Annotated in this window: 11 protein-coding genes; 8 read left to right on the top strand and 3 right to left on the bottom strand. The window is 43.2% G+C overall.

All coding sequences use genetic code 11. The features are described 5' to 3' along the window. Positions 1 to 42: 42 nt before the first annotated feature. From BM241_RS07910 to BM241_RS07880, 8 genes are all read left to right on the top strand, one after another. A complete protein-coding gene (locus tag BM241_RS07910; protein WP_177206126.1) occupies positions 43 to 1,749 on the top strand; it encodes a recombinase family protein in 1,707 nt (568 codons plus the stop codon). Between the two features lie 196 nt (positions 1,750 to 1,945). Next, the gene (locus BM241_RS07905) at positions 1,946 to 3,796 is read left to right on the top strand and encodes a spore germination protein (protein ID WP_025748285.1); all 1,851 of its coding nucleotides are present in this window, start codon (positions 1,946 to 1,948) and stop codon (positions 3,794 to 3,796) included. Positions 3,797 to 3,799: 3 nt separating this feature from the next. Then, entirely contained in the window at positions 3,800 to 4,888 is a 1,089-nt protein-coding gene (locus BM241_RS07900) for a GerAB/ArcD/ProY family transporter (RefSeq protein WP_025748284.1), read from the top strand. Positions 4,889 to 4,890: 2 nt separating this feature from the next. Next, positions 4,891 to 6,162: a Ger(x)C family spore germination protein gene (locus BM241_RS07895; protein WP_025748283.1), complete on the top strand. Its 1,272-nt coding sequence runs from the start codon at positions 4,891 to 4,893 to the stop codon at positions 6,160 to 6,162. Then, the gene (locus BM241_RS12465; RefSeq protein WP_156925124.1) at positions 6,159 to 6,317 is read left to right on the top strand and encodes a hypothetical protein; all 159 of its coding nucleotides are present in this window, start codon (positions 6,159 to 6,161) and stop codon (positions 6,315 to 6,317) included. The genes BM241_RS07895 and BM241_RS12465 overlap by 4 nt, the downstream gene beginning before the upstream one ends. Positions 6,318 to 6,575: 258 nt before the next feature. Continuing rightward, on the top strand, positions 6,576 to 7,628 hold the full coding sequence (locus BM241_RS07890) for an inorganic phosphate transporter (RefSeq protein WP_025748282.1): 1,053 nt from the start codon (positions 6,576 to 6,578) through the stop codon (positions 7,626 to 7,628). A gap of 81 nt (positions 7,629 to 7,709) precedes the next feature. Continuing rightward, the gene (locus BM241_RS07885) at positions 7,710 to 8,333 is read left to right on the top strand and encodes a DUF47 domain-containing protein (RefSeq protein ID WP_025748281.1); all 624 of its coding nucleotides are present in this window, start codon (positions 7,710 to 7,712) and stop codon (positions 8,331 to 8,333) included. Positions 8,334 to 8,477: 144 nt separating this feature from the next. Further along, a complete protein-coding gene (locus tag BM241_RS07880; RefSeq protein ID WP_035147211.1) occupies positions 8,478 to 8,993 on the top strand; it encodes an NfeD family protein in 516 nt (171 codons plus the stop codon). 1 nt (position 8,994) lies between these two features. Here BM241_RS07880 and BM241_RS07875 read toward each other — a convergent pair whose 3' ends face one another. From BM241_RS07875 to eam, 3 genes are all read right to left on the bottom strand, one after another. Further along, complete coding sequence (locus BM241_RS07875; protein ID WP_025748279.1) at positions 8,995 to 9,282, bottom strand: DUF503 domain-containing protein; 288 nt, start codon at positions 9,280 to 9,282, stop codon at positions 8,995 to 8,997. Between the two features lie 47 nt (positions 9,283 to 9,329). Next, positions 9,330 to 10,112, bottom strand: a complete 783-nt coding sequence (locus BM241_RS07870; protein WP_092282445.1) for a ZIP family metal transporter — start codon at positions 10,110 to 10,112, stop codon at positions 9,330 to 9,332. A gap of 373 nt (positions 10,113 to 10,485) precedes the next feature. Beyond that, complete coding sequence (eam, locus tag BM241_RS07865) at positions 10,486 to 11,784, bottom strand: glutamate 2,3-aminomutase (protein ID WP_092282444.1); 1,299 nt, start codon at positions 11,782 to 11,784, stop codon at positions 10,486 to 10,488. Positions 11,785 to 12,069: the final 285 nt, after the last annotated feature.

Below are 12,069 nucleotides of genomic sequence, written 5' to 3'. Positions count from 1 at the left end.
ATTAGGTGGGATGTAAAATTATCTCAGCAGGAGGAAGAAAAAATGTCAATGCTAAACGAAAAAAAGGTTAAGAGGGTAGCTTGTTTATACCGTGTATCTACAAAGGGACAAGTTGATAAAAACGATATTCCCTTACAAAGAATGGCTTGTAGAGAATTTATTGCTAATCAGCCAAACTGGGTACTAGTAAGGGAGTATTACGAAAGAGGGGTGTCAGGTTATAAATTATCAGCGGACGAACGAGATGTTTTACAACAGATAAAAGAGGATGCACTTAAAAAAGAATTCGATGTTTTACTTGTTTTTATGTTTGATAGGTTGGGTAGACGTGACGACGAAACACCCTTTATCGTAGAATGGTTTGTTAAACAGGGAATAGAGGTATGGTCAACACAAGAGGGACAACAGCGTTTTAATGACCATATTGATAAACTTCTGAATTATTTAAGATTTTGGCAATCAGCGGGTGAGAGTTATAAAACTTCAATCAGGGTGGATAATCGACATAAACAAATGGTAAAAGAAGGATTATATCGTGGTGGGGGTTGTCCTTATGGATATAAGCTTGTCCCTTCAGGAGTATTTAACAAAAAAGGGAAAGAGTTGAAAAAATTAGCTATAAATGAAGAAGAAGCTAAAATTGTTAGGTTGATTTTTGATTTAGTATTAACTAAAGGATACGGTGCTCATAGGATTGCACAGTATTTAAATGAAAAAGGTATTCCTACTAGAACAGGGAAATTATGGAGAGCTACAGTAATTGACTTTATGTTGCGAAATCCGATTTATATGGGATACATGGTGTATGGCAAACATAAATCTACTGAAACTAGCAAAAAAGCAAGACAACCATTTGATAACTGGATATTATCCGAAACACCAATTGATGAATTGGTAATTATTTCCGAAGAAGAATGGTATAGAGTTAAACAAATCAGGGAGAGTCGAGACACGGACAAAGATATAAAATTTCCCGTGAGTACCAAAAGTCCTTTATTGCTAGTGGGATTTATTTATTGTAAACATTGCGGTAGTCCGTTGTTTACCTCTTACGTTCATAAAAAATACGTCCGTAAAGATGGTACAATACACGAGAGGTTTGAGGGTAAATATAGATGTGATGGGAAATTTAATTCAAAAAAGCATTGTGATGGACAACACACTTATGGACAGAAGAAAGTAGAAGAAAGTTTTAATAAAGCACTAAAAATGTTTATTGATGGATTGCAAAAAGCCGATTTTGAAACAGAAATTCAAAAAAGGATACAAGAATTAGAAAACGCCAGTTTAAAAGAATTGAAGCAATTACAAAAACGCAACGAAAAAAATTATATAGAGTTAGATACTCTCAACAAGGAAATCAGTAAAAGTATTTTGGGGGAAAGTCCTTTTAAGCCAGAAACACTTGCCCAAGCTATTCAAAACAAAGAAAAAGAAATTCAAGAAATCAATGAAAAAATAGAGCAATTAACCAAAATTGTAAATGAAGATAAGGAAAAAATTAACAACCTAAAAATGCTTAAACAAACTATTCCTCTTTGGTGGGAAATGTATGAAAAGGCAGAAATAGAAGAGAAAAAAATGATGTTAAGTCAGATTCTTGATAGAGTTGAAGTGGGTAAAGATGGAATCGAGATTAAGTTTAAACTTCATATTGCACAATTACTCAAAGGAATTGGGATGCAAAACTACCTCAGCTGGGAGAGCGCCACACTCACATTGTGGAGGCCACTGGTTCGAGTCCAGTAGGTCCCACCAGCGAAATCTAAACCTTCGGAAAATTCCGAAGGTTTTTTGTTTTTACAAAACAACGTTGTGTCACTGCATTTATTCACCTCTTTACGCTCACCTTAAAGTTTGCCCTGGGAATACAAGCATAAATATTTTTTGGTACGCCATAATAACTTTAGGGTTTATTGCGGGTAGCTTGAAAGGTGTGATGAGTATGCCAAACATTTTAAAGGCCGTTATTGACCTCTTTACATACAAGCCTCCTCAAAAATTCAAAGCAGAAGAATATTCACAGGACCAAAGTCAATCTTCCGAAAATGCCGAGGGAAATGATAGCCAGGAGAACACCAGCGAGGAAATAGACTGGCAAAAGATTTTAAGGCAGGCAGATGACCAGCAGACCAGAGAAAATAATCAGGTAAGTGGCAGCGCGGCTAATACGAGCAAGCAGGCGAAAGATGGTGCTGCAAGCACAGGCAGGCCTGCAGTTGTAATAAGAAGGAGAAACAGGCAAAAGAAGGGTGCAGGACAGGGCAGTCAGGGTGCGGGAATCGATGAGAGGGATATTGCTTTAATTAAAAACGGCATGGTAGCTCCAAATATTGCCGTCAATATCGAGTATGTAAAGCAGAAGTTTAGTGTGCCCAAAAACCAGGATATAGTCATCAGGGAGTTCAACGTTGCAAAGAGAATCAAGGCTTTCCTGGTGTTTGTGGATGGGATGATGGACAAGACGGTCATTAACCAGTTTGTCCTGCCTCAGCTTATGGATACCGCGAATTTTAAAGACTTTAGCCAGGAGGATATCCTGGATTATATAATCAGGAATGTGATATCAATCTATCAGGTGAGCAGGATCAAAGAGTACAGCAAAATAATTCCTCAAATTTTGAACGGTGTAACTGCGCTATTTATCGATGGCTGCAACGAGGCCCTTTTGATTGAGAGCCGGGGGTTTGAAAAGAGAAGCATTGAGGCTCCCAGGACCGAGAACGTCATAAGGGGGCCGCAGGAGGGTTTTACCGAGAATTTGAGGACCAATCTTTCATTGCTGAGGAAAATAATAAAGAGCGAAAAGTTGATAACCGAAATTTTGCCGGTGGGCAACAAAAATAGGATCAACTGCGCTCTGGTTTATTTGGATGACACAGCAGATCCTGAACTGGTAAAAGAAGTTAAAAGGCGTATAAGGAATATAAAATACGATTTTGTGGAATCAAGCGGAATGCTAGAGCAGCTTCTCGAGGACAATCCTTTTATGCTTTTCCCACAGGTGATAAGCACCGAAAGGCCCGATAGAGCGGCTTCTTTCATTATGGAGGGGCAGGTGGTTATAGTGTGTGAGGGTTCACCTTTTGTGATAGCGGTCCCTGTCACATTCTTTCACCTTTTACATTCCTCAGAGGATACAATGCTCCGATGGCAGTATGGGATGTTCATCCGGCTTACCAGATTTTTGGGGGTACTGATTGCTTCGCTGGTACCAGGGCTCTGGATGGCACTTGTGCAGTTTCACAGCGAGATGATTCCCACTCCTCTGCTGCTGTCCATACTCAAGATGAGGGAAGCCGTCCCATTCCCCGTTGTGGTTGAGGTTCTGCTTATGGAGGTTGCTTTTGAGTTGATTCGTGAGGGCGGTATCAGGGTTCCGGGGCTTATAGGTCAGACGCTGGGCATTATAGGGGCGTTAATACTGGGGCAGGCTGCCGTTGCGGCAGGACTTGTAAGCCCCATACTCATCATCATTGTAGCAATAACAGGAATCGGGAATTTCGTTATACCCAATTATTCCCTGGCAATGGCTATAAGGATTATAAGGTTTTTCTTCATCTTTATGGGTGCTGTGCTGGGGTTTTACGGCATTTCAGTTGGCTTGACCATTTTGCTGGCTTTGACCTGCAGCATGAAGTCATTTGGAGTGCCGTTTTTGGCGCCTTTTACGCCAAAAACCAGGCGCAGCAGTGATTTAATTGTGAGAAAACCCCTGTACAAACAGCCGGTAACAGGAAATTATCTGGATACAGTGAGCAGAAGAAGCGGGTTGTACCACAAAAGGGGTGAATAACAATTGGTAGAACAAGGTAAATTCGGAAATAAAGAAGCCATTGCTGTCCTGGTAATCGCCTGTATGGCAAAGGAATTTTTCACTGACCCCAACATAATAGTGAGAAAAGTGGGAACAGCCGGATGGTATATGGTTTTGATAAGTGCGGCGGTTGCAGCCGGTGGCTTTACCGTTGTGTATTTTTTGCTTAAACGCTTTCCTGGGAAAAATATAATGGAGATATACGATGCCGTGTTTGGCAGGTATATCGGCTTTGTGTTTTCTTTTCTTCTGGCTGTTGTATTGCTGTTTTCTGCTGCAATGAATTTAAGAGAGTATGTTGAAATAATAAAGATATACGTATTTCTCAAAACCCCGCCAGTCTATTTGATAGGTTCGCTGATTGTAACTGCGGTCATTTTAAGCTTTATAGGGCTGGAGAATATAGCCAGGTATTCAAAGCTGGCAGGTTATGTGATGCTGGCGGGATTTATAATATTGTTATTGCTTGCATCGAGCTTCTTTCGGTTTTATCGGATTTATCCGCTGCTCGGGTATGGGTTGAAAAATACTCTTGTCCAGGGATTTTTGAGGAGCTCAATATACGGTGAAATAACCCTTGTTGCCATATTCGCCAAATCGCTGCACAGGATAGAGGATGTAAGGAAGGTGGGATATACAAGTCTAATTATTGCAGCTGCCCTTTTGTTTATAATGCAGCTGGGCTTAACTTTGATCTTTACGTATCCTTTTGGCAAGGAGCTTACTGCGCCGTTGTATGCGGTGGCTTCCCTAATTCACTATGGAGCGTTTTTTCAGAGGGTGGAGTCGCTGTTCCTCTTTATTTGGAATATAAGTACTCTGATAGCCATACCTTTGCTGTTTTACATGGTGTTGCTTATATACTCTCATTTATTCAAAATAGATGATTTAAGGCCCATTATAATTCCTTTTCCGGTTATACTCCTTACTCTATCTCTGATTCCTTCAAACATTGTGGAACTGGTACAGTTTTACATAAGATATTTGAGAGAATTTGGATGGGTGGTATTTTATGTGTTACCCGCTATCGCTTTGGCTATGGCAGCATTGAGCAAAAAGAAGGGTGCATAAATATGAAGAGGATATTTTCGATGTTGTTGCTCTTTGTGATGTTATTTATGCTTACAGGCTGTTATGATGCTAGAGATGTCAATGATGCAGCCTATATTTTATTGATAGGCATAGATAGGGGGATATCGGATAAGTTCAGGGTCACCTTCAAATTTCCAGCATTTGAGGCCGGTGGAGCGCAGGGAGGAAGTGGTGGCGAATCACCCGGCGGTGGTTTGAGCTATAAGACGTTGACCATTGATGCGCCTTCCTTCAATGCGGCGCTGGAACTGGCCAATACAAGCATACCCAGGACGCTCAACTTTATGCATGCCCAGTTTATCGTTATTTCGGAAGACATTGCAAAAGCAGGGCTGGTGGGGGAATTCCTGGCTCCCATCGTCAGGAATAGTTCCATCAGGTACAGCACCCGTCTGCTGATAGCAAAGGAAAGCGCAGCCGAGTTTGTTGAGCTGCTGGAGCCGTTTGGTGGAAGCGACATAACCAGGATGTGCGAAAATTTGATAAAACAGGCTCAGGAGACGGGGCTGTTTGCAGACCTTACCTTGTATGACCTGCATGACTGCATGACATCCACTTACCATCAGCCTATAGCCGTCCTGGCGGCGGTGAACAAAGGTGAAAACTTTATAGAAAAAGGGCCTAAATGGGATACCAAATACAATATACCAGGAGACTACTATGCAGGGGATGTGCCGCGAAAAAAAGGAAGCAAGGTTGAGCTTTTGGGTTTGGCGGTGTTTAACGGTGACAGAATGGTGGGTAAGCTTACAGGGCATGAGAGTCGGCTGTTAGCAATGGCAAAGGGGAATTTCAAGAAAGGTACGTACACCATTCCGGACCCCAAACGCCCGGAGCTCAATGTGGACCTTGAGGTGAGGGAGGCAAGACGGCCTGATGTAAAGGTGTGGTTTGAGGGCGAAAAGCCTTTTGTTAAATTAAAGCTATACCTTGAAGGGGATATACACAGCATCCAGAGCGGAATTCACTATGAAACTCCCGAAATGTTGCCGATAATAGAAAGGGCATTTGAGAGGTTTATAAAGAGAGAACTTGACAAGACGATAGAGAAGACACAGCAGCTTAACTGCGATGTGTTTCATTTTGGTCATACCGCTGTAAAGAAGTTTGCAACCATACAGGAATGGGAGGCTTATGACTGGAATAGCCGTTACAAGGACGCAAAAATATATACAGAAGTAGATTTCAAGATAAGGCGTACAGGTACTATGATTTATAGCTCTAAAATAAAGTATGCAGAGGAGGACAAATGAGGTACGTTATCGCAATTTTTATACTCATTTGCTGCGGGTATAGCCTGAGCTATGCGAAGTATTGCTGGGAAGATAAAAATAAACTGGCGGCGGTGGGGATGATAATTCTGGTGGCCACAGCAGTCATTTTGCCTGTAGTGGTAATGACCAGATGAGGATAGAGGTAAGGCTTTATGAAAGCCCTGTAGATGCACTCTGCAAGGCTTTTAACATTGGCTAGAAACGCGATTTATGTTAAAATTTGGGGATAAATTAAAACTGTTGCACTCCCGAGGAGAATATGATACTATTATGAGGGTATTTTGTGCTTGTACCTTTTAGTGTGTGTTAATGTATAGCATTTGCTGATATTGTATGTAGATTGATTATGTTTTTATGGCTGTAAAAATTTATACAGCGGAAGGAAGAGGAGAATGGCGGTTTCATTCGTCGAATTTTTAGAGCAGCTCTTTACAATCCCTGCACTCTTTGTAACAACTCTGTTGACCTTGTCGGTCATACTGGTCAACGGCTGGACCGATGCACCCAATGCTATTGCCACTTGCATTTCTACCCGGTCTTTGAGCCCGCGCTGGGCGGTACTGTTGGCCACTGTATTCAATTTTTTGGGCGTGTTTGTGATGACCATCATAAACAATTCTGTTGCCATGACGGTATACAATATGGTGGATTTCCGCGGGGATACCCATACAGCGCTGGTGGCGCTGTGCGCCGCTTTGTTTGCAATAGTGACGTGGGCTACCGCAGCTTGGTGGTTTGGGATACCCACCAGCGAAAGCCATGCCCTTATAGCCGGTCTGTCGGGCGCTGCAATAGCGCTTCAAGGTGGATTTGCAGGCATAAACGGCGCTGAGTGGGTGAAGGTCCTTTACGGCCTTGTGCTGTCTACATTTCTGGGATTTATCCTGGGTTTTGTAACGGTTAAGCTTGTGGAGCTTTTATTCAAGAGGGTTGACAGGCGAAAAACGCTGGGCTTTTTCCGAAATGCTCAGATATTCGGCGCGGCTGCCATGGGATTTATGCACGGCGCACAGGATGGGCAAAAGTTTATGAGCGTATTTTTGCTGGGGATGTTCCTGGTAAAAGGACAGGCTGAGGCTGGCCAGTTTCAAATCCCCTTATGGCTGATAGTGATGTGTTCCCTTGTTATGGCGCTGGGAACCTCGGTGGGAGGTTACAGGATCATTAAATCAGTAGGTATGGATATGGTGAAGCTGGAGAAATATCAGGGCTTTGCGGCTGATTTGGCTGCGGCTGTGTGCCTTCTTTTATCCTCGTTAGTAGGTTTCCCGGTGAGCACCACGCATACCAAGACCACGGCTATCATGGGTGTGGGGTCGGCAAAACGCATCTCTTCGGTAAACTGGTCGGTGGTGCAGGATATGGTGTTGACCTGGATTTTAACCTTTCCGGGTTGCGGCCTGATTGGCTTCTTGATGGCCAAGCTCTTCATATCGTTCTTTTGATGTCGATGTGAGCGAGGACATTTTACTGAGTACAGGAATAAATATGAAATAAAAAAATATATAAAAAAGTAGGAGGTCCAGATGTTAGGGAGAAAAGGTTACAACTATTATGAAGTATTCAAAAAAATGGCCGAGCATGCTTATGATGCATCTCAAATGCTGCAAAGCACTATCGACAACTACAAAATTGAAGGGCTTTCACGTAAGATCACCGAAATTCACAACATAGAACATACCGCCGATGCTGAAAAGCACGAGATGATGCGCCATCTGCTTAAGGAATTTTTGCCGCCCATAGAGCGGGAAGACATAATTCGGCTGGTAGAGCAGATTGACAACGTGGTGGACTCGATTGAAGAGATATTGATGCGCCTTTACATGTACAATATAAAATCTATACGGCATGAGAGCTTTGAATTTGTAAAGATAATATCAAGGTGTACGGCAACATTAAAGGAATTGATGCTCGAGTTTCCGAATTTCCGTAAATCTACCACTATTCACAAATACATCGTGGAGTTAAATGATATGGAAGAAGAAGGGGATAGGCTGTATACCGCTGCTTTGAGAAGGCTTTATGTCGAGTCACAGGACCCGATAGAAATCATAGCCTGGACGCAGGTGTTTGAATGTTTCGAAAATTGCTGCGATGTGTGTGAGGATGTTGCCGACATAGTCGAGAGCATAATAATGAAAAACATCTGATCAGCAGCTGTAGAAATTTTCGATAAAATCTGAAAGTGGGAGTGCAACCAGGGTAAAAAGCCGAGTGGGAGCAGGGTTACGGCCTTGCAGCATTGCGGTGAGGAGAAAGGGTTGAAAAAGAGAGTTTAAAAAGGGGAGTTGGCCATGGCCTTGATAGAGGTGTTTGAGTACCTGGAATGGTTGATGGCGCTGCTATTTATACTGGGGGCTGTACTGGTGGCCATTGAATTTATGGTGCCAGGGTTTGGCATAGCGGGCACGCTGGGCATCATATCTCTGCTGTTGGGTATAGTGGTTGCCTCCCGCGTAGTGTCACCGCCTGTGTTGGTGGGCATCATAGCTGCCGTGCTGTTGGTCATCGTATCTCTTCTCGTATGGGCTTATCGCTCGGCGACAAAAGGAGGAAAAATATCCCGCACGTTACTGCTCCATTCCAGGCTGGACAAGGAGCAGGGCTATACCAGCGTTCAGCCTGAAGAGAGCTTGGTGGGTATGGAAGGGGTTGCTCTGTCCATGCTTCGACCATCTGGAACGGCCCAGATAGGCGACCGCAGGGTGGATGTGGTCACCGAAGGAGAATTTATCCCCAAAGGCACAAGAGTGAGGGTGATCAAGGTAGAGGGTTTCCGCGTTGTGGTGGCGCGGGCAGATGATAAATAACTTATACGTATATCTTTTCGGTGTTGTAATCAGTTATGATGACCCGGCCGTCATTTTCAACAAATTCTATGATGCTGGCCAGCGTGCTGTCTATGTGCCCTCCTTCGTTGGAGACGCATGCTATACCGATGACGGCGCTTTGCCATTTGTCATTTAGCCCTATCTCTGCGATTGAGGCGTTGAACCGGCTTTTGAGGCGCTCTATGAGGCTTTTGAGTATGCGCCTTTTTTCTTTTAATGAAAACGCTTCGCCTATGAGGAGGTTTATTTTGCACACGCCGATCACCATCCAGGGTTCACCTCTAGTAGTGCAAAAGTAAAAAATCAACTTCTACTTTATCCTATAAGAGTGTCCAAAATCAACATGACGGCAAAACCTATAAGCACACCGTACGTGGCAATCCTCTGTGAACCTCGCTTGTGGGTCTCAGGTATGATTTCATCGCTGATTACAAACAGCATGGCGCCGGCTGCAAATGCCAATGTAAGCGGCAAGATGGGCCGTGCCAGCTGGGTCAGCGCCAAGCCCACGATTGCGCCTACGGGTTCTACCAGTCCTGTCAGAAGTGCCACCCAAAAGGCCTTGCCTAGTGAGGAGTTTTCCTGGGTGGCCAGAGCCATGGCTACGGCCAATCCTTCAGGCATATTCTGTATGCCGATCCCTATGGTGAGGGCAAATCCGTTGGCATAGTCAAAATCGCCAAATCCTGCACCTACCGCCAGCCCTTCTGGAAAATTGTGTATCGTGATGGCGATTATGAACAGCCATATCCGGCTCAAATTTTTTTTCCTGCCCTCCATGCCTGCCACCGTGTGAAAGTGTGGCAGGGCCTTGTCTATGTAATCCAGGAACAGGCCGCCCAGTATAATGCCTATCAAAGCGGTAGCCGCTCCCTTGATGCCTCCGCCGCTCTTTTCTATGGCGGGTACCACCAGGCTGAAGGATGTGGCAGCCAGCATCACCCCCGCTGCAAATCCCAGCATCCCGTTTATGGTTTTATCGGAGATCTTTCGCGTGAAGAAAACTGGTATGGCTCCTATTCCGGTGCCCAATCCGGCCACTATGCTGGAGACCATTCCAATTAAGGTGAGGTTGTGTTGGGATAGCCAATCTGTCATTTTAATGCTCCTTTCTGGTTTTATACTTAAAATTTGAAGTCCATATGTGGCTGTTGTGCATAATAGGGAAAATTCCTTTTATATATAAATTGCGGTGCAAATTGTGGTTACAATCTAGCTTTTATTTTATTGTACCAATTACTTATAACACAGTGTATAATTAACTTTTCAAGCTTTGATTTTGCCGTAAAAGCGCTATGGCATCCTATTATGTTTCCTAATGTTCGAAAATTTTAACAATCATATAATTTTTATACTTATTGTTGATATGGTACGCTTTAATAATTTATTTTTAAAGTTATAAATTGTATGGCATACGTGAAAATGGAGATAGTAAGGCTGTAAACAGCGGAGAAGTGCGGAATAACCGGCATCAGCCGGCTACTCCTTTGCTTTGTCCCTGCTGTTTGCTTTCTTTTATAATAGTTTTGATGTCCTTGGAAGGTAAATTTCTACATTTTACGATTTCGCCCTCCCATGTGCGTAATACTACATAACCAGGTCCCCGTGAGATGAGATAGGTGGGCAATATGGGAGTTTTCCCCAAACCGCCGGGGGCGTTGACTATATAGGTTGGAATGGCCAGGCCTGAAGTATTTCCTCTGAGGTACTCCATGATCTCCATCCCTTCGTCGATGGAGCACTGGAAATGCATGGTGCCCCTCACCTGTTTCGGATGGAAGATGTAGTAGGGTTTAATCCGTATCTTCAACAGTTCATGATTTAGGCACATGACTACGTGTTTATCGTTGTTTACTCCGTTTAGGAGTACCATCTGGTTACCAATGGGTATCCCGCTGTCGGCTAACATTTCTGCCGCTCGTTTTGCATCCTCCGTAACTTCCTTGGGGTGGTTAAAATGAGTATTTACATAAATAGGATGATATTTCTTTAGCATTTTACACAGTTGGGGCGTGATTCGCATGGGTAAAGTTACAAGGCTTCTGGTGCCTATGCGGATTATCTCAACGTGGGGTATGGCCCTCACCTGGCTGATGATCCATTCCAACTCATGGTCTTCAAGCAGCAGGGCATCACCGCCTGTTATTAGAACATCCCGGATTTCAGGATTTTGTTTTATATATTCTATTGATTCCTGTATCACGGATTTGGGCTGATTTCTGTCCATCTGCCCGATGTTACGGCGCCGCTGGCAAAAACGGCAGAAGTTAGCACATCGGTTTGTGACGTTTATTATCAATCTATCAGGATAACGCCGTGTAATGCAGCCGGCAGGATTGGTGTACTCTTCGCGCATGGGGTCCATCTCTCCGATGTCGTAGACCAGCTCAGCTGCCGAGGGAAGGCCCATCAATCTGATTGGGTCAAATGGGTCCTTGGCATCCATGAGGCTGGCATAATAGGGTGAAACGGCCCATCGGTAAAGGCTGGAGAGTTTTTTGAATATCCTTTTGTCTTCTTCGTCCAATTCTATAAATTGGCTTAGAACGTCCACGTCTTTGATCATGTTTTTAAGCTGCCAATGCCAATCATTCCAGTTATCTTCAGCAGCGTTTAATATCTTAAGCAGCTTTCGTTTGTTCTCTTCAAACCGGCTTTGCATTTCCAGCCCTTTTGGGATTTTTGCTTTTGCTTCGATATAATCTCTGATTTTTCCTTTGAGTTCCTGTGCTCGTTTTAGTGCTATCTCCCTTCTGTCTGCTTTCTGCATCTACTTCATCACCTCTCCTCTTAAAAATAGTCTAAAATGATTCATAAATTGACAAATAGAATGGAAAAAGGAATTTATAATTATTATACCACAATTTTTGCGGTAAATTAAAGCAAGACGTCAAATTTGAAAAGCATAAATCATTTACACATATAACGTAACAATAATTGTAAGTTAAAAATATAATCCGTGTCAATAGTCTGTGAAAATGTCACCTCAAAAAGGATAATTTTATTCAGTAAAAATGTCAACTATGGGTTTTAAAAAATATTACAGAGATAATTT

The organism is Caldicoprobacter faecalis (assembly GCF_900115765.1).
In the GTDB taxonomy this organism is placed as follows: domain Bacteria; phylum Bacillota; class Clostridia; order Caldicoprobacterales; family Caldicoprobacteraceae; genus Caldicoprobacter; species Caldicoprobacter oshimai.
This window is presented reverse-complemented; position numbering and strand designations above follow the sequence as displayed.